Annotated in this window: 24 protein-coding genes and 1 pseudogene; 14 read left to right on the top strand and 11 right to left on the bottom strand. The window is 38.6% G+C overall.

Features of this window, described 5'->3' with window-relative positions:
* Positions 1 to 37 precede the first annotated feature (37 nt).
* The gene (locus tag QL989_RS03275) at positions 38 to 1,117 is read right to left on the bottom strand and encodes an ABC transporter substrate-binding protein (protein ID WP_198522667.1); all 1,080 of its coding nucleotides are present in this window, start codon (positions 1,115 to 1,117) and stop codon (positions 38 to 40) included.
* A 133-nt stretch (positions 1,118 to 1,250) separates the two neighbouring features.
* Between QL989_RS03275 and QL989_RS03270 the strand changes: the two genes are divergently transcribed.
* Together QL989_RS03270 and QL989_RS03265 are read left to right on the top strand one after the other, a co-directional pair.
* Positions 1,251 to 1,640: a cytochrome b562 gene (locus QL989_RS03270; RefSeq protein WP_138607861.1), complete on the top strand. Its 390-nt coding sequence runs from the start codon at positions 1,251 to 1,253 to the stop codon at positions 1,638 to 1,640.
* Positions 1,641 to 1,649: 9 nt separating this feature from the next.
* The gene (locus QL989_RS03265) at positions 1,650 to 2,036 is read left to right on the top strand and encodes an OsmC family protein (RefSeq protein ID WP_008463841.1); all 387 of its coding nucleotides are present in this window, start codon (positions 1,650 to 1,652) and stop codon (positions 2,034 to 2,036) included.
* A gap of 46 nt (positions 2,037 to 2,082) precedes the next feature.
* Here the strand turns inward: QL989_RS03265 and ykgO are convergent, their stop codons facing one another.
* Both ykgO and QL989_RS03255 read right to left on the bottom strand, forming a co-directional pair.
* Complete coding sequence (gene ykgO / locus QL989_RS03260) at positions 2,083 to 2,217, bottom strand: type B 50S ribosomal protein L36 (protein ID WP_004586489.1); 135 nt, start codon at positions 2,215 to 2,217, stop codon at positions 2,083 to 2,085.
* Positions 2,214 to 2,480, bottom strand: a complete 267-nt coding sequence (locus tag QL989_RS03255; protein WP_290168178.1) for a type B 50S ribosomal protein L31 — start codon at positions 2,478 to 2,480, stop codon at positions 2,214 to 2,216. The genes ykgO and QL989_RS03255 overlap by 4 nt, the downstream gene beginning before the upstream one ends.
* A gap of 232 nt (positions 2,481 to 2,712) precedes the next feature.
* Here QL989_RS03255 and QL989_RS03250 point away from each other — a divergent pair, with 232 nt between their 5' ends.
* Positions 2,713 to 2,982 (top strand): hypothetical protein, encoded by a 270-nt coding sequence (locus tag QL989_RS03250; protein ID WP_178957212.1) that lies wholly within the window; start codon positions 2,713 to 2,715, stop codon positions 2,980 to 2,982.
* Between the two features lie 131 nt (positions 2,983 to 3,113).
* Here the strand turns inward: QL989_RS03250 and QL989_RS03245 are convergent.
* Both QL989_RS03245 and QL989_RS03240 read right to left on the bottom strand, forming a co-directional pair.
* Positions 3,114 to 4,153 (bottom strand): annotated as a pseudogene (locus tag QL989_RS03245) (metal-dependent hydrolase).
* 113 nt (positions 4,154 to 4,266) lie between these two features.
* Positions 4,267 to 5,154, bottom strand: a complete 888-nt coding sequence (locus QL989_RS03240) for a LysR family transcriptional regulator (RefSeq protein ID WP_290168176.1) — start codon at positions 5,152 to 5,154, stop codon at positions 4,267 to 4,269.
* Between the two features lie 115 nt (positions 5,155 to 5,269).
* Here QL989_RS03240 and QL989_RS03235 point away from each other — a divergent pair, with 115 nt between their 5' ends.
* The 7 genes from QL989_RS03235 to QL989_RS03205 all read left to right on the top strand — a co-directional run bounded on the left by QL989_RS03235 (position 5,270) and on the right by QL989_RS03205 (position 10,014).
* Positions 5,270 to 6,442 (top strand): MFS transporter, encoded by a 1,173-nt coding sequence (locus QL989_RS03235; protein WP_290168174.1) that lies wholly within the window; start codon positions 5,270 to 5,272, stop codon positions 6,440 to 6,442.
* A 148-nt stretch (positions 6,443 to 6,590) separates the two neighbouring features.
* Positions 6,591 to 7,406 carry a 2,5-didehydrogluconate reductase DkgB gene (dkgB, locus tag QL989_RS03230; RefSeq protein WP_290168171.1) on the top strand — a complete coding sequence of 272 codons (816 nt, stop codon included), beginning with the start codon at positions 6,591 to 6,593 and terminating at the stop codon, positions 7,404 to 7,406.
* A gap of 66 nt (positions 7,407 to 7,472) precedes the next feature.
* Positions 7,473 to 7,760 (top strand): putative quinol monooxygenase, encoded by a 288-nt coding sequence (locus QL989_RS03225; RefSeq protein ID WP_290168168.1) that lies wholly within the window; start codon positions 7,473 to 7,475, stop codon positions 7,758 to 7,760.
* A 397-nt stretch (positions 7,761 to 8,157) separates the two neighbouring features.
* Positions 8,158 to 8,304 carry a hypothetical protein gene (locus QL989_RS03220; RefSeq protein ID WP_290168165.1) on the top strand — a complete coding sequence of 49 codons (147 nt, stop codon included), beginning with the start codon at positions 8,158 to 8,160 and terminating at the stop codon, positions 8,302 to 8,304.
* A gap of 258 nt (positions 8,305 to 8,562) precedes the next feature.
* Positions 8,563 to 8,916, top strand: a complete 354-nt coding sequence (locus QL989_RS03215) for a hypothetical protein (protein ID WP_090493145.1) — start codon at positions 8,563 to 8,565, stop codon at positions 8,914 to 8,916.
* A 119-nt stretch (positions 8,917 to 9,035) separates the two neighbouring features.
* The gene (locus QL989_RS03210; RefSeq protein WP_198523786.1) at positions 9,036 to 9,620 is read left to right on the top strand and encodes a class I SAM-dependent methyltransferase; all 585 of its coding nucleotides are present in this window, start codon (positions 9,036 to 9,038) and stop codon (positions 9,618 to 9,620) included.
* Between the two features lie 151 nt (positions 9,621 to 9,771).
* The gene (locus tag QL989_RS03205) at positions 9,772 to 10,014 is read left to right on the top strand and encodes a hypothetical protein (RefSeq protein WP_290168160.1); all 243 of its coding nucleotides are present in this window, start codon (positions 9,772 to 9,774) and stop codon (positions 10,012 to 10,014) included.
* Between the two features lie 138 nt (positions 10,015 to 10,152).
* On the opposite strand, the gene QL989_RS03200 is transcribed toward QL989_RS03205, so the two are convergent.
* Positions 10,153 to 10,806: a DUF6058 family natural product biosynthesis protein gene (locus tag QL989_RS03200; protein ID WP_290168158.1), complete on the bottom strand. Its 654-nt coding sequence runs from the start codon at positions 10,804 to 10,806 to the stop codon at positions 10,153 to 10,155.
* A gap of 171 nt (positions 10,807 to 10,977) precedes the next feature.
* On the opposite strand from QL989_RS03200, the gene dapA reads away from it, so the two are divergent.
* The gene (dapA, locus tag QL989_RS03195; RefSeq protein ID WP_178957202.1) at positions 10,978 to 11,895 is read left to right on the top strand and encodes a 4-hydroxy-tetrahydrodipicolinate synthase; all 918 of its coding nucleotides are present in this window, start codon (positions 10,978 to 10,980) and stop codon (positions 11,893 to 11,895) included.
* A gap of 72 nt (positions 11,896 to 11,967) precedes the next feature.
* Here dapA and QL989_RS03190 read toward each other — a convergent pair whose 3' ends face one another.
* Both QL989_RS03190 and QL989_RS03185 read right to left on the bottom strand, forming a co-directional pair.
* Complete coding sequence (locus tag QL989_RS03190; RefSeq protein ID WP_290168155.1) at positions 11,968 to 13,785, bottom strand: DUF4105 domain-containing protein; 1,818 nt, start codon at positions 13,783 to 13,785, stop codon at positions 11,968 to 11,970.
* Between the two features lie 38 nt (positions 13,786 to 13,823).
* Complete coding sequence (locus QL989_RS03185; protein ID WP_010388962.1) at positions 13,824 to 14,291, bottom strand: DUF3015 family protein; 468 nt, start codon at positions 14,289 to 14,291, stop codon at positions 13,824 to 13,826.
* Positions 14,292 to 14,608: 317 nt separating this feature from the next.
* On the opposite strand from QL989_RS03185, the gene QL989_RS03180 reads away from it, so the two are divergent.
* Complete coding sequence (locus tag QL989_RS03180; protein ID WP_028834771.1) at positions 14,609 to 15,910, top strand: DEAD/DEAH box helicase; 1,302 nt, start codon at positions 14,609 to 14,611, stop codon at positions 15,908 to 15,910.
* Positions 15,911 to 15,972: 62 nt separating this feature from the next.
* On the opposite strand, the gene QL989_RS03175 is transcribed toward QL989_RS03180, so the two are convergent.
* A complete protein-coding gene (locus tag QL989_RS03175) occupies positions 15,973 to 17,583 on the bottom strand; it encodes an NAD(P)/FAD-dependent oxidoreductase (RefSeq protein WP_290168142.1) in 1,611 nt (536 codons plus the stop codon).
* 188 nt (positions 17,584 to 17,771) lie between these two features.
* Here QL989_RS03175 and fdxA point away from each other — a divergent pair, with 188 nt between their 5' ends.
* Both fdxA and QL989_RS03165 read left to right on the top strand, forming a co-directional pair.
* A complete protein-coding gene (gene fdxA / locus QL989_RS03170) occupies positions 17,772 to 18,095 on the top strand; it encodes a ferredoxin FdxA (RefSeq protein WP_178957196.1) in 324 nt (107 codons plus the stop codon).
* A gap of 141 nt (positions 18,096 to 18,236) precedes the next feature.
* Entirely contained in the window at positions 18,237 to 20,483 is a 2,247-nt protein-coding gene (locus QL989_RS03165) for a DUF5916 domain-containing protein (protein WP_290168139.1), read from the top strand.
* 92 nt (positions 20,484 to 20,575) lie between these two features.
* On the opposite strand, the gene QL989_RS03160 is transcribed toward QL989_RS03165, so the two are convergent.
* Together QL989_RS03160 and QL989_RS03155 are read right to left on the bottom strand one after the other, a co-directional pair.
* Entirely contained in the window at positions 20,576 to 21,280 is a 705-nt protein-coding gene (locus QL989_RS03160; protein ID WP_290168137.1) for a TorF family putative porin, read from the bottom strand.
* A gap of 8 nt (positions 21,281 to 21,288) precedes the next feature.
* On the bottom strand, positions 21,289 to 22,506 hold the full coding sequence (locus QL989_RS03155) for a BCCT family transporter (RefSeq protein WP_290168135.1): 1,218 nt from the start codon (positions 22,504 to 22,506) through the stop codon (positions 21,289 to 21,291).
* Positions 22,507 to 22,570 lie beyond the last annotated feature (64 nt).

Here is a 22,570-nt window from a genome sequence, read left to right as displayed (position 1 = left end):
AAATAAGGGAATAGCACTGTAAAGGGGCTTTACAGTGCTACTTCTCAAGCGCTAAAAGTAGATTTTCTATGGTAAATTCATACCAGTCAGCGCGTGTTTTACTAAACTGTATAAAGTTTATTTCTGCAAGGCCAGTAGTATTTATCGCCTTGTATAAGGGGGTGTTTTCCTCAGTAAGCGGGTCAAAAATATCAGCTGTACGATGAAGCAAAGGACTAAGTTTTGGTTGAGTATGGTTGTCGAACAAATTAACTAGGGCATAAGCACCTAGTAACACATGACCTCCAATAGATACATCAAGTCCTGATTTATTACTTGGTGGAACCTCCCAGTTAATACCGCCCACAATAACCTGAGATTGCATGTTTAGCTGTTTTAATGCCCTTTTTGCGCCAAAAGCAATGGCATCATTCGCACACCAAATAATGTTAATTTCAGGGGCTTGCTGCATATACGCTAAGGTTTTTGTAAACCCTTCTTGTTCAGACCAATTGGCAACCTCTTTAGCGGTTAAGGTGACTTGCGGTGTTTGCGTTAAAAAATCCATTAACCCTTGTGTGCGCATAATAGAAGCAGGCGTTGCATAGTCGCCTAATAACGCCAATATATGTGCGCTAGTTGTTGTTTTATTGGTAAACTTTTTATAAAGCTGCTGCATCAATGATTTACCTGCAACGCGATTATTTGGGGTAATACTACCGACTATGTTAGTGCCATTTTCACGTAACATATCAAGTGACGCAGGTGAGGGACGATTTAATAAAAAGTAAATAGGGACATGTTTACTGTCTATTTTAGAGAGGTATTTACTGGTAACATTTTTTTCGTTTACGAGGATCAGATAATCGGGCTTATCATTTATAGCCTGCTGAATAAGCTCTTTCATTAAAATATGATTTCGATTTGCGTATTTTATCGTTAATGTCACATCTAAATCAGTGGCTGCATTTTGCATTATTTTAGAAACATCAAACCAAAAATTTCCGGTTTTGTTTTGTGCATTTTCAGAGTCGGAAAAACCAGGATTAATAAATATGACTTCTAGGGCATAAGCACTATAACTACCCAACAGAAGGCAGGTAAATGTTAGCAGGCGGTATAATTTAAACAAGGACATACATTTCTCTATAAACTTTCTAAAGCTCAATTTATCCTTGCTAAAGTACTCCGTGGTGACATCTAGGCGTTATGCTATATAATACCTCAGTAAGTTTAGCATGTATGCAACAATTATTTTTTAGGGTGTATTAATGAAAGCAGTTTTGTTGTTAATGGTATTAATATTTAGTCAAACAGTTGCCGCAAATGAAATGAGCGACTTAGAAAAAACCATGAAAAACATTGGGCTTGCTTATAAACAAAGTGTTGAAGCAACCCAGTTAGCAGAATTTAATGGCGCTATTGATGAATTTATTAAATTGATAGAGCAAAGTAAGCAAGCCAAGTTTTATAAAGAAGCTGAAAAGTCGGTGCAAGGGTTAGATAAGGTACTTACTCAAGCCCAGTTAGCCAAAAAAGTAGCGAACGAGCAAGGGCTTGAGGCGGCAAAAAAACCACTCAAAGCAATTGATAATTTACGCAAAAAATATCACAAATTACATGAGCCTCCAGGCTTTTTTGAATTATTGTTTGGAAAATAAGGAATAGTAATGGAAATTTCGGTTTCAATGTTAGACGGTCAAAAATTAAGTGCTAAGTTTGGTGAGCATGAAGTTATAAGCGATCAAAGCATAAACGCTGGTGGTGATGCAGAACATCCAGAACCGTTTGACTATTTTTTAGTAAGCATGGTGTTGTGTGCTGGTTTTTATGCGCGTAAATTTTGTCAGCAAAGAGAGATCTCGACCGAAGGGATGACACTGACACAAAATAACGAAAATGTAGATGAAAACGGTAAGAAGCTTTTTTCAATCGAAATTGGCTTGCCAGAAGGTTTCCCAGCTAAATATAAAAAAGCACTGATTGCTGCGGTAAATACATGTACCGTGAAAAAGGTTATTCAAGCAGTACCTGAGTTTTCTGTTGTAGTTAAATAGACCCTAATAATAATGCCGAGTATAAACTCGGCATTATTTTATCTTGCTACTTTTTCTTCATACCCTGCACAGCTTTAAATCTAGGGTTATCTTTACATATCACGAATACTCGTCCTTTGCGCTTTACAATTTGACAACCTGGTCGTTGTTTTGCACTTTTTAATGAACTTAAAACTTTCATTTTCTTTCCTTTTTAGCAGTAGAGAGGTTTTTAAACCGACGATTAAATTGCGCAACGCGTCCATCAGTAGCGAGCGTTTTTTGTTTGCCGGTATAAAATGGATGTGAGTCACTTGAGACATCAATAGGAACATAAGGGTATGTTTTACCCTCAATTTCTATGGTGCGATTGGTTTTAATGGTTGAACCAATAATAAAGTAAGAATCAGCTGCAGTATCATGAAAAGCAACCACATGGTAATCAGGGTGAATATTGGGCTTCATAAAATGCCTTTAATGTTATGTGATAGTATATCATTTAATTTAACGTATTTATTTTCCCTTTGCAAATCATTTTAGATAGCCTTAAACGAAGTGTAATTGCTGTGTATTTGCACAAAACAGTCAAAAAATAAGCACTTAGATCAAAAGTACTGGCTATTAGTATTTAGGCTGCTATAACTAGACTCAGCGAACAAAATAATAAGAATTTAATAACGTTAATAGAGGTAGTTTTATGAGTGACGCTCAGGCACAACAAGACCAAATCGACCAAGGAGTCATGGATACTCTCAGAGAGCGTGACCACAGTATATTAGCTAAGCAAGTTGATTCGTTAGGGTGTACTCATAACGACATCATTGAATTACTTGCTCATTATTTAGCATTAAGCGAACAAGAAGATGATGAATTATTTGATGACTGGTTTGACGCGCTTTCAAAAGAACAACACACCGTATTAAAAGTATTTGAAGTATATCGTGGACAGTACGAGCACCAAAACTAATTCATTTGGTTGCAATAACTACGTTTTGAGGTGGCACAAAACTGCTTGAATGTAATTTAGTGTTAAAAAAAGTGTGTGTTTTTATTCCTAAGCAAAATAAAAATCACACTTTTTTAATACAAGACCTCTAACTATGGCAACGAGCAGTTATTTTTAGCCAATGGAGATGCCAGCGAGACTTCAGGTTGCCAAATTCGCTGCCAAATATTACCGGCATTACTAAAACTAGGGCGCTGAGAGAGTCGTTCAAAATTACCCAACTTAATGCCCGAGTCTGTTTGCTCACCTACCACAAAGTTAAATACGTATTGGCATTCCATACCCATTCTTAAATCTGACAAAATCACGTTATCGGTTTGCTGGCGAATAGAATAAAACCCTTTTGTAAACCATTGTAGCCTTTGTATGCCCCATTGGTTGTCAATAGGCTTAATTAAAGACGGTGTTGTATTGTAGGCATTTAAGGTTACATCACTGGGCGAGTCAAACCGGAGGCATAACCCTCGTAGTAGTGACCGTCAGACATCACTACTACACGCCAAAGTAAAGTAGTGAGCGGGGCAGGCGTACTAATATAGCCGGTTGCGTCAATATCGCGATTGTTCAGTGCTGTTTTTACCTTGTCGTCAATATTGAGTTTAAACACAAAGGCAAGGCATAAATACGCTGTGCTTAGGCTAAGTGTAATTGCATTGATTTTATAGGCTTTACTTGTGCTTATTTTAGGTAATAAAGTAAAAGCTAAACCAATTAATAACGGTAAGGTGTAAAGGGGGTCAATAATAAACATGCTGGATACCGCAAAAGGGTATTCACTTAAGGGCCACATTAGCTGAGTACCATAAACGGTGAGTGAATCTAATAAAGCATGTGTTGATAAGCACAAAAACACCAACCAAAACCAACGAACTTTATAAGCCCGCATGCCTGTGTGTATTTTTAATATTAGCCACACAATCAGCGGGCTAATCAATAAGTGTACAAATAAAGAATGGCTAAAACCACGGTGATAGGTAAACGCTTCTACACTGCCGCCATAGGGCAAAAATACATCGAGGTCGGGTAAAGTGCCTAAAATAGCGCCCCACGCTACGGCTTTTCGACCTACTTTATTACCCAGTACCGCATAGCCTACGGCGCTGCCTAGTGCGACTTGTGTTAAAGAATCCATACTACCTCATCTAAATAATGCAACTGCAGTGTTTATACTGATATTAATCTTAAAACCGTCATTGTTATATTTTATTTCATTAAGTTACTTTTAAGATTGAATTTGAAAGCGATTTATAAACTCAGTCGCGGTTGTATAAAATCTAAAAATGCAACGATACGGGAAGAAACCGCCCCATTTTTGTAATAAACGCCATAAATAGATTCTCGATTATTTGGGCTACTTACGCTGTGAGGTAAAACTTCTATTAATCGTTTTTTGGCTAAATCTTCTGCAATCATAAATTGTGAGAGAAGTGCTATGCCTTGATCAGCAATACATAAATGCCTAATGGTTTCGCCGCTGCTAGCCCTTAAATCAAAGTGCAGTGATTGCTGATGCTTCAAGGGCCATTGATTAAGAGTATTGGGCTCACTGAAGCCAATTAGGTTATGGTTTTTAAGATCTGAAACTTGCTGTAACGGTGGCGCATTTTTTACATAATCAGCGCTTGCGACCAATTTTAATTTACTTTGGCCTAATTTTCGCGCGTGCAGGTTTGAATCTTTTAAATCTCCAATGCGAATAGCTAAATCTGTTTTGCGCTCAAGTAAATCAATAATATTGTCGTGTGAGGTAATATCGAGCGTGATTTGCGGGTATTGTTTTTTAAACTCATTAACTAGTGGCGCTAGTTGATGTAAAACAAAAGGGCTTGCTGCATCTATACGCAAGTGCCCGCTAGGTGCTTGCTTAAGTAGCTTTATTGTTTCTTCCCCTAAGAGCAGAGTGTTTAAAGCCTTTCGCGCATATTCTATGTATATATGCCCTTCCTCGGTCAGTTCTAAGCGCCGAGTTGTTCTGTTTAGTAATGTGCAGTTTAGCCTGCTTTCGAGGCGAGATAGCGCTCTTGAAACCTTAGCTACATTTAAATCAAGTAAACTAGCCGCACCGGAAAAACTGCCACAATCAACAATGGTAATAAACATTTCTAGATCTTCAGTTTTAGCTTGAACAGGCATAAATTCACTTATTTATATTTGCAAAATAAACAAAAGTATTTTGCCATTTATGCTATTTATTGCAAAGGAGTTTTTACACACACTATGCATCTATTTTAAAAATGAGGATGTATTTATGCCATTGGCTTTATGGGCGCTTACCTTAAGCGCATTTGCAATTGGAACAACCGAGTTTGTTATAGTGGGTTTAGTGCCAACTATTGCAAACGATTTAGGCGTGAGCTTACCATCAGCAGGCTTATTAGTGAGCTTATATGCAGTTGGTGTAGCTATTGGCGCACCGGTACTCACTGCATTAACGGGGCGCTGGAACCGAAAAGTGGTACTTATAAGCCTTATGGGCTTATTTGTTATGGGTAATTTATTAGCTTGGCAAGCGCCGAGTTACGAAACACTAATACTGGCACGCATACTAACAGGCTTAGCTCACGGTGTATTTTTCTCTATTGGCTCAATGATAGCAACAAGCTTGGTAAGTAAAGACAAAGAGGCGAGCGCTATCGCAATTATGTTTACCGGCCTTACGGTAGCGCTTGTAACGGGAGTGCCATTAGGAACATGGATTGGCCAGCACTTTGGCTGGCGTGCAACGTTTTTAGTGGTATCGGCATTAGGCTTAATTGCGCTGATTGGCAGCGCTATTTTAGTACCAAAAAACTTAAAACAGTCTATTCCGGCGACGTTTAAAGAGCAGCTACAGGTTATTGTTAAGCCGCGCTTATTGCTCGTTTATTTAATGACTATATTAGGCTACGGCGGTACGTTCACCGCGTTTACTTATTTAGCGCCTATATTAGAGCAGCAAACTGGCTTTGCACCATCCGCTATTGGTTTAATAATGCTGGTTTATGGTATGTCGGTGGCTGTTGGTAATATATGGGGCGGAAAATTAGCCGACAAGCGAGGCCCAATTAGCGCACTGAGTATTATATTTAGCGCGTTAACAATTATTTTATTGGCTTTCACCTTTACTATGGAATCAAAAGTAGCCGCAGTGCTGACTATTTTAATATGGGGGGCATTTGCATTTGGTAATGTACCAGGATTGCAGCTTTATGTAGTAAAACAGGCAAAAAAGCACACTCCTAATGCGGTAGATGTCGCATCGGGCTTAAACATCGCGGCGTTTAATATTGGAATAGCCTTAGGCTCTGTTACAGGGGGGCTTGTAGTCGAGCATATGGAACTAAAAGATACCGCATGGATTGGGGCCGTTGTTTCATTACTGGCTTTAATAGTCACTCGATACAGTGGCAGGCTAGATAAACATAATGTTCAGGCTAAATAAAGCCGAACTCATATAGGTTAGTCTTGAAATAAAAATCAATGACCTCAGTATTCACATGAGGTCAAAATTTTAAATCAAAAAAGTAATAGGTGTATTTAGTAAACACGTCGTTTGAATTTTAAACCTATTATTAAACAAGGATAAAGCTATGACACAACGTGTAATTGAAATGCCAGATTTAGGTATGGGTACTTTTCGTTTAGAAGGTAAAACAGCTTATGAATCTGTAAAAATGGCGTTAGAAGTTGGATTTCGCCACATTGATACCGCGCAAATATATGGCAATGAAGAGCAAGTTGGCCAAGCAATTAAAGACAGCAATATTCCTCGTGAAGAATTATTTATAACCACCAAAGTATGGAATAACAAGCTCAACAAAGCTGATTTTGTTGACAGTGTTAAAACATCTTTAGAGAAGCTACAGCTTGATTATGTCGACTTATTGTTAATCCACTGGCCAGCACCGGTAAATAATGAACCCATGAGTGAATACTTAACCGAGCTACTGTTAACTAAAAAGCTGGGGTTAACTAAACATATTGGTGTATCTAACTTCACCATTGCCAACTTAAATGAGGCAATGCAAACCTTAGATCCTCGCGAAATATTCACTAATCAAATTGAGGTACATCCATATTTAACCAACACTAAACTGCGCGCTTTTTGCGATCAACATAAAATTCATGTTACCGGCTATATGCCATTTGTTGTGGGTAAGGTATTAACAGATCAAACCATAATTGATATTGCTAACAAGCACGATGCAACGCCAGCGCAAGTGGTTATTGCATGGGAAAATGCCAATGGCATGACCACAATTCCATCATCGACCAAGCGAAAAAACTTAGAAGATAACTTTAACGACAAAGTTAAACTTGATGATGAAGACATAGCACGTATAGATGGCCTTGACTGTAACGACCGCCAAGCATCGCCAGACTTTGCACCGCTGTGGGATCAATAACCAAAGAGCTAAAGCTAAAACAGGTGCAGTAAAGCTGCACCTTTATTTTTTAAACAAGGAACACCCATGTTAACGGTAATTGCCACACTATCGAGTGAAAATAGCGATGCAGAGCGCCTTTTAACCGAGCTCGAAAACTTACAACAGTATTCGCGGCAAGAAGTAGGCTGCCTGCGTTACGAGCTATCAGTTAAAAACGATTCTGAGCAAACCACCTATTTAGTGAGTGAGCAATGGGCGTCTAATGAGCATTTCGAAGCCCATAAAAACGCACCACACTTCAAGGCCTTTGGTGATGCTGTAGGTGCATTTATTTCTTCTACTAATATCGATGTGTACAAAACCATTGGTTAATTGCCACTAGGCTAATAGCAATGCTGGAGCTGTACTTACAGCTCTTTTTAAATATCATTTCCAAATATTTTCTTAAAATATCATCCTTTTCAGCTGCCTCTTAAATCCAAAGCTGTTTCATAATAAAAACGATTTCATAATAGCAATTTTTAATAAGACACTGCTGTTTGCATAGCTACAGCTAGCTTGCCTGATATTACTGACACATTCTTTTTGCTGTGATTTTGCACCGTTATAAAGAGATTCAATGCTAGCTAATTGTTTAAAAATATTTTTTGATGATTAATATAAACATAAAGGAATATAGGGACATTTGACGGTTTATAAAACGACAATTTAGCTAGATTAGATTGTTGAGTTTTTTGACTCTATTGTAATCAACTAAAAGGAATTAAAAATGGCAAGTTCACTCTATGATAAATACGACCACCTTACTGATGATGAGAAGTCTTATATCAAAACACATCCTCATCATGTAACTGCGATTATGAAGTCCCGTGATATAGCGTACTCAGAGACAGACTACCAAGCGTTTTGGGCATAATGGACGAAATGATAAAAGTGATGCCTTAAGACATTGCTTTTGGTCAGCGACCCTATCACGAGATATCGGCTATAAGAATCCTTTAGAATTGACTAATGCTCATGAAAGTAGCCCTTTAAATATAGCTGAAGAGAAGACTATGGATTTTCATAATAATAGTGTCGGTCTGAGGATTGGTATTTCAAACTCAGATAATACTAAATTATCCAAAATGTGTAATGATGCGTTGAGCGCTGGAAAATTAAAAGTGATTAAAAAATGAAATACATATTAATAGCTTTTTCTTTGGTTCTCTTTGCATGCTCTGAACCAACAAAGGATTCCAGTTTAATTGAAATATCATTCAATCAGGCTATGTGGCAAAATAATATATCGAATCGAAGGGCAATGTTAAACGACTTTTTAGCTAAATATGATGTACAAAAGCAAAATCGTTCTAGTATTAAAAAGCTCCTAGGTGAGCCAGATGGCTATTACTTATATGACGAGTTTCCCGCATATAGGCTTAAAGAAAAAGGAGATTGCGTTGTTGCTTTTCCAATTGATAGAAAAACTGGAAAAGTAAAAAGAGCTCTGATTGAGCCAGAAAATTGCCTAATACAAGGTAATTAGCCAAGCACTTAAACATTAAAGGTATAATTGGCTCGAGATCTGTTAGTTTAGGCTGACTTTATTTTGCGCTTAACTCAGCGTTAGGCGTTTAGACGAAATATTTACTTTTGGAGAGAATATTGAGTAACGAATGGGATGAGTATGCTGAAAACTGGGATGTAGATCCTAGTGTTGAACAGTATGCAAAAAATGCATTTTCAGAGCTCTTAGATAGCATTAATATTAATGGTCTAACCGTTCTAGATTTTGGCTGTGGTACAGGCGCTTTGACTCAGCTAATGAGTCCATCGGTTGAAAGTATCGTAGGGATAGATCCATCTTCTGAAATGATAAAGCTATTGGATAAAAAGGCACTAAATAATGTAACGTCTATCTGTGATTACCTATCTAGTGAATTGGTTCAAAATTTTCCTGAGCTAAAAAATAAATTTGATCTAATAGTCGCATCGTCTGTTTGCGGTTTTCTGCCTGATTATGAAATGACATTAAGTTTATTAAAATCTTTATTAAAAAAAGACGGTCTGTTTGTTCAATGGGATTGGCTTTCTGAGGATGATTCATCGGGTATGGGGTTGTCAGAGAAAAGAGTTAAACAAGCATTTTTGGCAAGTGGCTTTGTAAGTATTAAAGTGAATAGTCCTTTTATAATGAATAGTTCAAAAGGAAATATGCCTGTTTTAATGGCTATTGGTAAAAATGATTAATAAGGCAATAAGATCAAACAAAGACGGATTAAATGATGTCGCTTTATTCAATATTTGAGCGCTATTAGCCTGGTAAAAAATGATAATTATCTCGAGATTTCTAAATAAGACTGAAAAAGTGGAGTATTATTTTGTAATCGTACCAGACGATATGGATCGCCCGTTTATTTTAGGTGCCCAAAGTGCTGAACCTAAGCTGCCTTCAATTGCTCAGTGGGGCGCATCTTCAAGATTTGGACTTGATAATCTTGATACCATTGAAGGGAAACTATGGAAAAGTTGGCGCTCCACTTTAAAGATGCTAGGTGCCTCATGGGTAATACCAATTATGGAAGAGTCAGTAATAAAAAATGATGTAACTTATGCAGTTAATCAAATTATATCTAAATCGTAAATTTGCAATTAACAAAGTGTAGTTGTTGGGCTATTTTTCTCGTTGCACTCAAAAACCAGCCGCAAAACACAGTGTTGGTAATTTTTAATAAAGCCAACAACCCTTAAATAGTTAAACCCCTTAGCCAAACACTACTCTTTATTTAATCGATAAATCGTATTTTAAAATAAGGGCATCAATATAGCGGCTACGTAATGTGAGCTGCTTTTCGTGATCGGCGCCATGGCTAAGGGCTTTATTTAAAAGTTTCATGGCAGGGTGAATGCGGGTGCGCTCATCTTTATCTAAACTGGCTTTGCTGCGCAGTTCGGTTATATCGTCTACTAATAATCTGCCAATATCCACAGCTACAATTTCATCAATTAAGCCATTTTGGGTGAGCACGCCATATTTGCTGCATAAAAATTGTTGCCATACTTGCTGTAAATGTTCTTCTATTTCACAGCAAAACAGTTCCTCGTTAAATATAAAGCCTTGCTGTGCAAGCTTAGCCAAACATTGGGTATAGTGCTGAGCAAACAAATTAAACGCCTGATTAGATGACTCAATTTTTTGCTTTATAACTCCTTGTCCCCAGTTTACGCAGCCACGGGGATAATAATCGTCGTATTCTTCACACTCATATAAGCCTGAGTAAGAGCTGCAACTCATCTGGTTTTTAATGCAATAACTTGGCTTAGGAAAAATACTTTGAGCTTGCCAATTTTCAAGAGTTTCATTGTCTATGTTGAGTGCTTGGCATAACTCACCAGTGTGATAAAAGTGAGTGCTTAAATAGTCAGATAAACGCATAGTGGCTCGCTTAATAGTAAAAAACAAATACTGTTTATTTATACAGTTGTTTATTTTGTATCATCAAACCCAATAACACAAGCCATTTTATAATTAAATACTGGCTATCACTGCAAATAGCGCGGTAAATATGGTACAAATAGGCCAAGTATTAATAACAATGATTTTTTTATGCGCACCCTAGAACAAATTAAACAAGCAAGCCTTATTACTGCAATTAAAACACCTTACTTAGCCAATGGTGAGATCGATCTTGCAAAGTATGATGAACTCGTTGAAATACAAATTGCATCGGGTGTTGACGGCATAGTTGTTGGTGGCACCACCGGTGAAGGCCAGTTAATGAACTGGGAAGAGCACTTAATGCTAATTGCGCACAGTGCCAATAAATTTGGTGATAAATTACTGATTGTAGGTAACACCGGAAGTAATAATACGCGCGAAGCAATTAAAGCAACAAAATATGGTTTTGCCAGCGGCATGCATGCCTCATTGCAAATTAACCCTTACTACGGGCGCACATCAATTGCCGGTGTTAAAGAGCACTTTAAACGCGTGCTTGATATTGGTCCGGCGTTTATTTACAACGTAGCAGGGCGCACAGGTCAAGACCTCACCCCTGATATTATTGAACCACTGGCCCAGCATGAGCACTTTATTGGTGTTAAAGAATGTGGTGGCAATGAGCGTATAGCGCACTATGAACAACAAGGTATTGCATGTTGGTCTGGGAATGATGACGAAGCACACGATGCACGCCATATCCATAAAGCACATGGTGTTATTTCAGTTACGTCTAACCTGATCCCAGGTTTGTTCCGCCAATTAATGGATACCAAAAATGATGCGCTTAATAATTCATTACAACCATTAATGAACTGGCTATTTTGCGAGCCAAACCCAATTGCCATTAATACCGCGATGATCATGACCGGCGCGGTGAACCCTGTGTTTAGAATGCCTTACGTACCGCTTAACGATGAGCAACAGCAACAAGGTGTAACGCTAATTAATCAGCTTAATGAGCAAGATTTTGTCGGTAGCCGAGCGCAGTGTGTGGATATTAGTAAGGTTTTGATTTTATCTTAAACTGTTAGACTATTTATTAAATACTAAATTTTCAAAGCAGCCTAATGTAAACACAGAGGCTGCTTTTTTATATCACTGCCAATAGTAGTTGAGTTTAAGCTGCCACATAGCTGAATTGGCATGTGTTACTGCTAATCTAATATCAATATCTTGGTTAATAGGCACTGCAAGTTCTAGTTTGGTTTGCGCAGGGTTTTTAGCATTTAAGAATGATTTTTCGTAGGATGCTCTGAGTTTAATACCTGAGTCAGTACCAGTAATGATCCCCACCTCTACCGACGAATCATAAAAGTGGCTGTTTTTAGCTAAATCACCCAAATAACCATTAATTAAGCTATAGGCTAAGGTGTTGTTGCTAAACTGCCAAGCTTGTCCGGCTCCTCCCATAACAAAGCTGCGTTTACAGGTTCTGCACAGTGCTGGTTGTCTGTCGAATCCCACATTGATTTTCCACGACCACTTAGATTCATTAGCCCAAGACAATTGGTTTGGATTGAATGACTCTAAATCTAATAAATGAATTTTATTTATGTAAGTTTCGCCATTTGTAAACATCAGCTCGGTATCTAACATTTCTAAATTAGAAAATGGAATGCGGGCAATATCAGAGGCAAGGGTATCAAAATAGCTCAGCCTAAAACCCATAGTGTACTGTGTTTGCTCAGCCGTGTGCATCGCAGAAATTGAGCTGTTAGAGGGCTTTTGGCCTTTATGTGGAGGCTGCTGGGTAAATTGAAATTTAACTTTGTTTTCGCCCATTGGCAGCTTTAAGCGCGCTTGGATTAGCGCATTTTTTAACTCACTGATTTTTACTGGGGTTTGTTTTTGAATTTGTTTCACTTGTACAAGTTCAAATAAAGCGCCAATAATGGCTTTTTGAGACTGTACTGGCAAAGCTAAAAATGATTTGCTTTTTAGTACTGCTGATTCGGCAAAGATTTGTTTGGCAAAGCTGAGCTCTTTTTCACTTAAAGATTGCACATATTTTGAAAATACAGTGTCGCGCGAGGGAGTAAATGTGATGTTTTTAACCGCTGATTGCCCTTGGTAAGTGGCCGAGTTTAACTTTGAAAAAATAGTGGCAGGTATTACCCAAGGAGAGCTTTCGCTAGTTAGTTGATCGCCAATAATCAACTCAATAATTTGTGCGAGATGAAACGCGCAGTTTTCATCGGCAAAGTAATAATCAAATTCAGTGCCTAAAATCTCCCATAAGTGATTAGCAATAAAAGCCACGTCGCGCTCGTTTAGATTTAGGGTATATTCCCATAAATCTCTTAATTCTATTTCGCCGTAATTATGCTGGTGGCGATAAAACAATTGATCTGAAAAACCGGCTTTATAACCACCAAATAAGCCCTTGAGAATATAGACTATGCCATTTTCATTGTCTGGAACATGTGCGCCATAGTTTATGCTGTAATCTAATAATTTGTTTTTTGATTCGGTTGAGCGATTAAGTTTAAGTAATAAATGACCATATAACGATGCGGGGTTACTCATATAACCAGAGGCAAATACTAAACTAACAGAGTGAATTGCTTGCTGCTCTCGCCATTGCTGTAATTTTGGGCACTCTGCAGCTGGCATTGAAAAGGTTAAACCTTGCTCTTTGAGCCATTGATAACGAGCAGGGTAGCGACATTGTGTTAATGGCTGGTTATTAAAAGCATGGATTGTTGCTTTTAATTCTGCAACCGGATCATTACGTCCGTTATCTGCAATAAAAAAGGATGCGTTAGTAATATAACTAATAGTAGTTGGTTGATTTTTGTAATGCCCTAATTTCAACCATATTGGGTGTTTTGCTAAAACAGAGATAGATTGCGTGGCAGAACTTGAGAAAGAGGTGAATAAAAAAACGCTAATAAAATAAAATAAAGGTTTCATTGTTTAACCAAAAAAAAGGCTGTTAAGCCCTTTAATTATTAGATTGCAGCGCATTGAGATGAAAAGTTAGTGGTAATTTTACCTTCAACTAATTCATAAAATGCTTGTGCATTGTCTATTGGTGCGTTTGCGTAATCGCTGCGTACCGAAGTGATAATTTGTTGATGAGCAGTTACATCACAACCACGTACATTAAGCATTGCAGAGATATACTCGCCTTCACCCTGTGCTATTTCTTGTTCTAATACAGGAAAAGTTTGTTGAATAAACTGCGCTGTTTTTACGTTAGCGCCTTCACAGCTCTCTACTGAAGAAATGTTAGACGATACCGCTGTTGTTCCTAAATCCCAAATAATATTAGAAATTGCTGCCGCAACGCCATTGTCTGGGAAAACCATTGCGCCAATACCACATTGTTGCCATGGGTTGATGCCACTTTTTGCTTGTGACGGCATTGAAACGAATGCGCTTACTAATACCGCAGCAGTTAAACATCTTTTTATCATTATTAATTTCCTTTAATTTATATACACCCCACAAAACGGGCGAAGAAGTTTACCTGTTTTGGTTATTTAAATGCAAATAGTTATGTAACACAATGTAAAACAACGGTGTAAAATTTATAAAAGTGCAATAAAGGCGTGAATTAACGGGAATAAACCTTGCGAGTTAAAACCATTTAGCTAACTTAAACAACAGCTGATAATCGCTAATTATCCTGCATTTTATAAATTAGCGGTTTCTGGTGTTTAAAACTAACTGTTTAAGCGATTTTACTGTATAATTTGCGACCCTTGATAATGTGGCCGCAGGTTATACAGCAATGAATTTTAAATCTTTTAGTTTTGCCCCTGAACTTATTCAGGCGTTAGACGAACTTAATTACCACACCCTTACGCCCATTCAGCGCTCAGCTATTCCGGCTGTTCGTAAAGGTAAAGACGTTTTAGCAAGTGCACAAACCGGTACAGGTAAAACCGCTGCATTTGCACTCCCTATTATTCAAAAGTTATTTGAGTCAGATTGCAGCACTACGAATGCGCCAAGCGCCTTAGTCCTTGCGCCTACGCGTGAGCTTGCAGAGCAAATAGCGAATAACTTTAAAGACTTTGCTAAGTACACTCAGTTAAAAGTAGTGAGCTTATTTGGTGGTGTTAATACCGCAGGACAAGAAATTGCACTCAAAGAAGGTGTTGATGTTGTAGTAGCAACACCAGGACGTTTACTTGATCATATTCGTTTAGGTAACTTAAGCCTTGCTCAAGTAAAACATTTAGTACTTGATGAAGCTGACCGTATGCTTGATATGGGCTTTATTAATGATATGCAAAGCGTAATAAAAAGCTGTGCAGATGAGCGTCAAATTTTATTGTTTTCAGCTACCTTCCCAGCAGCAATTAAACAGTTCGCCTCTAAAGTATTAAAGCAGCCTGAAATTGTTCGTGTTGATCAAACTAACAGCACTGCAAGTACAGTACAACACGTGGTTTACCCAGTAGAGGAGCGCCGTAAGCAAGAGTTGCTTTCTGAGCTGATTGGTAAGAAAAACTGGCAGCAAGTGCTAGTGTTTGTAAACATGAAAGAAACCGCAGATGAGTTAGTGACTGAACTTAACCTAGACGGTATCCCAGCGGCAGTATGTCATGGCGATAAATCGCAGGGTAATCGTCGTCGTGCGTTGCGTGAATTTAAAGAAGGCAAAGTACGCGTGCTAGTTGCAACAGAAGTAGCGGCCCGTGGTATTGATATTGACGGTTTACCACGTGTTATTAATATTGATTTACCTTGGCTTGCTGAAGATTACGTACACCGTATTGGCCGAACTGGTCGTGCTGGTAACCAAGGACAAGCAATTTCGTTTGTTAGCCGCGAAGAAGAAAACATGTTGTTTGAAATTGAAACCTTAATTGGTCAAAAAATTAAACGTGTTTACTTAGAAGGTTACGAAGTAAGTAATCGTGAAGTACTGATTGATAAAATTGGTAAAAAGCCAGCGCATTTACGCCGTACCCGTGCTAACAAGCCATCAGGCCAGGCTACCGGTGAAGCGAGAGCGAAAAACCGTTCGCGAATTTCTAATGTACGTAAAAGCTTAAAAGGCGAAAAGCTGTCACTTAAAAAGTAAGACAGCTGAGCCATTAAAAAAACCTGAGTTTACTCAGGTTTTTTTGTGCCTGAAAGAGTAGTTTAGTTGTGCTTTTCTAACATCGATAATGCAACTGCTTCGGCCGCTTTAATACCATCAATACCCGCTGATAAAATACCGCCTGCATAACCTGCGCCTTCACCTGCAGGGTACAGCCCTTTGGTATTAATGCTTTGGAAAGTTTTATCGCGCTTGATGCTGATAGGTGAAGACGTACGTGTTTCTACACCCGTGAGTAAGCCATCATTGGTTGAAAAGCCACGAATTTGTTTGTTAAAGGCAGGAATTGCTTCACGTAGCGCTTCAATGGCAAAAGCTGGCAGTACTTTGCTTAAATCAGTCAGTTTTATACCTGGCGTATACGAAGGCTGTACATCCCCTAAATTAGCAGACGATTTACCTTTTAAAAAGTCACCAATCAGCTGTGCTGGGGCATCATAATTTTTACCACCCAGCTCATAGGCTTGCTCTTCTAGCTTACGCTGTAAATCGATACCAGCTAGAGGATGGCTTGGAAAATCTTTTTCTGGCGAAATACCCACAACAATAGCACTGTTCGCATTTCGCTCACTACGAGAATATTGACTCATACCGTTAGTAACCACACGGCCTTCTTCAGAGGTAGCGGCAACTACAGTGCCGCCAGGGCACATACAAAAACTGTATACGGTTCGGCCATTATTACAATGGTGTACCAATTTGTAATCGGCAGAGCCCAAAATAGGGTTACCCGCGTTATCGCCAAAGCGGCACTCATCAATCATTGATTGCTTATGTTCTATTCTAAAGCCTACTGAAAAGGGTTTTGCTTCAACATAAATGCCTTTATCGTGGATCATTTTAAACGTATCACGGGCACTGTGACCAACCGCTAAAACCACATGGCGAGTTTCAAGCTTTTCACCATTAGAAAGTGTCAGCCCTGTAACTTGGCCGTTGTCTAAATGGATATCGTCAACGCGGGTGCTAAAACGAATCTCACCACCAAGTTCTATAATTCGGGCGCGCATTTTTTCAATCATGGTTACTAGTTTAAAAGTACCAATGTGCGGCTTACTAACGTATAAAATTTCTTCAGGAGCACCAGCCTCTACAAATTCAGTGATCACTTTACGGCCATAATGTTTAGGATCTTTTACTTGGCTGTAGAGCTTACCGTCTGAGAACGTGCCTGCACCACCTTCACCAAACTGAACGTTTGATTCGGTATTGAGGGCCTTTTTACGCCAAAAGCCAAAGGTGTCTTTGGTGCGTTCACGTACCTCTTTACCGCGCTCTAGAATTATTGGTTTAAAGCCCATTTGTGCCAGCACTAAACCGGCAAATAAACCACATGGGCCAAAGCCAATTACTACAGGACGCTCTTTAATGCTGCTATTAGCGTGTGCTACAAATTTGTAGTTGGTGTCAGGGGAGACTTTAACGTGTTGATCTTTTTCAAACGAGGCTAACAGGTGTGCTTCGTTATCTACCTCAACATCAAGCGTGTAAATGAGTAAAATGGCGCTTTTTTTACGTGCATCGTAACCGCGTTTAAACACATTGTAGCTGTGTAGCTGCTCTGGACTTATATTTAATTTATTGATAATGGCTTGGCCAATAGCATTTTCGTCATGGTCAAGCGGCAGCTTTATTTCGGTTAAACGTATCATTAATATCTCTTTTGGTGTCATAGCGGAAAGTAAATACCGCTCACAATAAGGGGAGTGCACAAAGCGCTAATTTATAAGCGCCATATATTACGTTAAATTGCTCGCTTTTGGCACTTATTTATTGTGTTTTGGTAAGGGTTGGGTATGATCCGCAGCTGGTAAAGTTAAACATTAGGTATTAAACCATTATGGCGTTTGTAGTCACCGAAAACTGTATAAAATGTAAGTACACTGATTGCGTATCGGTGTGCCCTGCAGATGCATTTTTTGAAGGCCCTAATTTTTTGGCTATTAGCCCGGTAGATTGTATTGACTGTGGTTTATGTGTCCCTGAGTGTGCTGCCGATGCTATTTATCAAGAAGATGAATTACCTGAATCGCAAAAAGAGTTCACCCAGCTTAATGCAGAATTGGCAGAAATATGGCCACGTATAACGCAAGTTAAACCCGCCCCAGAAGATGCCGATAGCTGGAATGGTGTGGCTAATAAATTAAAACTTCTCGACACATAACTACTTCCCAACACTTATCATTAGTTTTTTGTTAATTTTATTACAAATATTAACGCGCAAGTATTAACAAACTTATCTGTATAATTTACACTCCAGACCAAAATTTACTTTTAACAAGTAAATAAACCTAAATGGATGTTTATGCAGTACTTTATACCTACAAAAATAATAAAATTGCTGTTGTTGATCAGCTTCAGCTTTGTTTTAACTCTCAGCCCTAATGCACTTGCCGATAAGCTTAATTATCAACTTGCACACATTAATAAAAACATTGATGTGGATGGCGTGCTTAACGAGCCGCATTGGCAACAAGCAACCCGCGTTGCGGTAAACTATCAAGATGAGCCGAATGAAAAAGGCACGCCACCGGTAAAAACCGATGCGTATATTTATGACGATGGTCATAATTTGTATGTAGCTTTTGTAGCTTATGACACCGATCCGAGTAAAATTCGTGCAGCGCTTCGTGATAGAGACACGCTTTGGCAAGATGACAATGTTGGTTTGGTAATTGATACCTTTAACGATGAGCGTACTGGCTATGAGTTTTATGTAAACCCACTGGGTGCTCAAGGCGACATTCGCATGACGGATACCGACGAGTGGGTGTCAGATTTATCCTGGGATGCTATTTGGGATAGTGCCGGTACCATAAACGAGCAAGGTTACGTGGTTGAAATGCGTATCCCGTTTAAAGCACTGCGCTTTGCACAAAACCAAGCCGACTCTACTTGGGGCTTTTCGATGATGCGCAACTATCAGCGTGATGTGTTGTATCAATTATCAAGTACCGGCTTTGACCGTGATATTAAATGTAGTTTATGTCAGTTTGACAAAATAACTGGATTTAATAATTTAGCACCGAGCAAAAATCTGCAATTAACGCCAACCTTAACCGCATTAAGAAACGATCAAAAAACACAGGTACCTGGCGAATGGGATAACGGCGATGTAGATACAGAAGTAGGGCTCGATCTGCGTTGGGGTATTACTAAAGATGCAGTAATTAATGCCACCATAAACCCTGACTTTTCTCAGGTAGAAACCGATTCGTTAGAGCTGGATGTAAACACCACATATTCTATTTATTACGCTGAAAAACGCCCGTTTTTCTTAGATGGCGCGTCTTACTTTAAAAGTAATTTATTTGAACTGCTTTATACCCGCACCATAGCTGAGCCTAATATTGGCGCCAAGCTCACCGGTAAAACCGACAGCCATAGCTATGCGCTAATGTTTGCAGATGACGACAACAGTAATGTTTTACTGCCTAGTAACCAAGGGTCTGGTTTTGCCAGCCTAAATGATAAAACCAAGGCAGCGGTGGCGCGATACCAATATGATATTGGCCAACAAGGGACCATAGGAGTAACCACCACACATAGAGAAAGTAGCGACTACCATAATACGGTGTTATCGGTTGATGGTAGCTATTGGTTTAATCAGTCAGATACACTTAATTATCAAATAGCCAATGCTGATACCAACAACTCTAAATTTTTAGTTGATAACTACAATTTAGCAGAGTCTCAGTCTGATATGGCGTATGCATTAAAGCTGACTCGCGATAAGCGCGATTATAAGCTTTATGCAACGTATGACAATATTGGTGAGGATTACCGCACCGATTTAGGTTATCAAGAAAAAGTAGACTATGAAAAAGTAGGCTTTGGTGGCGGTCAAACTTGGTATGGTGATGAACATGACATACTAACAACATGGTCATACACCGCCGATTGGGATAAAAGCTGGGCTCAAAATGGCGACTTGCTTGAAGAAGAATATGAAGGTTACATGACCTTTCAAGGTCAAAAGCAGTCTGTATTTGAGCTTGGTTTGTTAAATCGCTATGAAAACTATAATGGCAATTTTTATAACCAAAATATTGGTTATTTTTATACGGCTTTTAGGCCGACTAAAGATTTGAGATTATCGTTATACGCCGAATACGCAAGCCGTATAGATTATACCAATGAGCAGTTAGGTGATGTTTTAACTACACAATCACAGGCTGTTTGGGATATTAATAATCACTGGCAGTTAGATGTTAGACATAATTATAGTCATTTAGATGATTACCAAGGGCGACGCGTATTTACCGCAAACCTTGTAGATTTTAGGCTTTATTATAAGTTTAGTATGCGCGCTATGCTTAAGCTGATTTTACAGTTTGAAGATATAGACAGAAATGAAGATGCTTACTTTTATCAGGTAAGCGAAATCAACAAAGATTATGGTAGTCAGCTGGTTTACTCATATAAAATTAACGCACAAACGTTATTTTACTTAGGGTATTCAGATAAAGGTTATCAGGATGACTCGTTAAAAAGCATTGAGCGTGACCAACGTACTTTCTTTACTAAAGTCAGTTATGCGTGGCAGTTATAACGCTATAAATACTATAAAAGCAAGATTTTGCTAGGCAATAAAAAACACGCTACTGGGTAGCGTGTTTTTTTATAGAAAGCAAAAGCTAACTATTACAAGTTAAAAGTACGTGAGATAGCAAGTACAATTCGCTCATCTGCGTAATCGTAGTCTAAGCTGGTATTCTCAGCTGCTACTTCAATACCAAACCCTTCATAGCTTGTTTGGTACGCTAAGCGGTAATGATGATACGATTTATCGCCCTTAGCTTCATCCCACTGAAATTTATTGCCATCGAGTGAGTTTGAGATATCAAAGCTAGCACGAATTGCATGATTTGGAGCAATCTCGAAAGTGTGCGCAATCATCGAAATCACATGGCCTGTATCGTAGCCAAAGTAATCCCAGCTGTACCAAAAGTTAAGCTCTGTTTGACCGTAGTCACTGGCATAACCAAATTTAGTATAAGCTTCTGCGTAGTTACCATCGCTGTTATTACCTTGGTAAGTGTAATAAGCAATACCGTAATCAAGGCTTACTTGTTCGTTTAACTGAATGTATCGGCCTACATAAGCATCTAGTTCGAAGTCTGTGTCATCACCAAAATCTACGTTTGATGCCCATACACCTGCATACACACCGTTATCGTACGCATAGTCGAGACTTGCTTGTAGCGCAGGGTCGTTATCTGTTTGAGTAACACCATTAAAGGTGTAATCAGAGGCAGCGGTAATCGTTGTTGACCAATTAGCTGCTGCTGTTGTTGATAAAACCGTTAATGGTAAAGCGATAAAAAGTTGTTTTAATTTATTGTTCATGTGATTTCCTAGCTGATAGTTTCTATTTTTGTGTAATCAATTTTATTCGCTTTAGGTGATCCTTCGATATTGCTGACTGTTTTAAATTTGCTGTAGGCAATAAAACCTAAGCAGATAAAGAATAAGCCAATAACTAAAGCACCAACCCATTGAATTTGCAAAAACTCAAGTTTAAATAACAGTGTCAATAATGATAAAGCGATAACGTTCATAGCAATATATTTAAACTTGCCTAAGCGTTTTACAGTTAAGTTTAAATTATCTGTGTATAAACGGATCAGTGAATCAAGCGAGTTTATAACAAACACGATACCTACAAACACCATGGCAAAGTTTTTGATGCCTGCAGTTGGAATACCCGCCTCGTGGTAGTGATATAACACACTAAACCAGATAGCGATTGGTATTGACGGGAAAATCAACATAGCGCCCAATACTTGGTATGTTTTTAAACCACCAACAAAACGCGATGTAAACTGACCAATCATGATGCTCCACGCAAACCACCAAAATAGATAAAACTCATGGTAATCATTCAGTGGTAATACAAATTCATTGATGTTGGCGAAGTAATTGCCAATTAAACCGATATTTTGAGTAAATGCAGAGAGTTCGCTATCGCCAAATAAGAAGGCATCAGCCCACATAAAACCAATTAATGCGATAAACAACCAAGTAGTAGCAATACTTAAAAAGCGAACATATTTAATATCGGTACTTGAATACACCGCAAAACAAATAGCGGCAAGTACAATTAAGTAAAATGCTGGAATAACACTTGAGCCATCACCAAGTTCTGGTATATACCACGGTAGATTGCTTAGTAGTAAGTATGCGGTAAACGCACAAGTACCAATAATGACCATGTTGTTTAAAAATTTAACCCATGGAATTTCAAAAAACTTCACTTTGGGCTCTATTACACAGAAATAAAAGCACGTAAGAAAATAAAATCCCCAAATTAAAAATCCCCAATAACCAAACTCAATAGAGAGCGGGTTGGCAAATGCATATTCTGGGCTTGCTTTTATGTCTGCATAACCGGCAAATTCGGTTAAAGGAAACATAATAAGGCCAACATCTAGGCCTGAGGTAAATAGGATTGCTATAAAGGTGAATGTTCTCACTGGTGTGACGCCTACTACGCGTACATTGCCCCATTTTATTAAAATAGTAACAATGGCAAGTAAGGTAAAAATAATGCCAGCATTAAGCCAAATAGTCATTATCGCCCTCCCAGAATGAATAAAAGTAACACATATATACTCCGTTTTTTATTGTGCTTGCATT

The sequence above is a fragment of the Pseudoalteromonas sp. APC 3224 genome (assembly GCF_030407535.1).
In the GTDB taxonomy this organism is placed as follows: Bacteria; Pseudomonadota; Gammaproteobacteria; order Enterobacterales; family Alteromonadaceae; genus Pseudoalteromonas.
The sequence above is the reverse complement of the archived record's forward strand: the minus strand, read 5'-3'. Positions and strand labels throughout refer to the sequence as shown.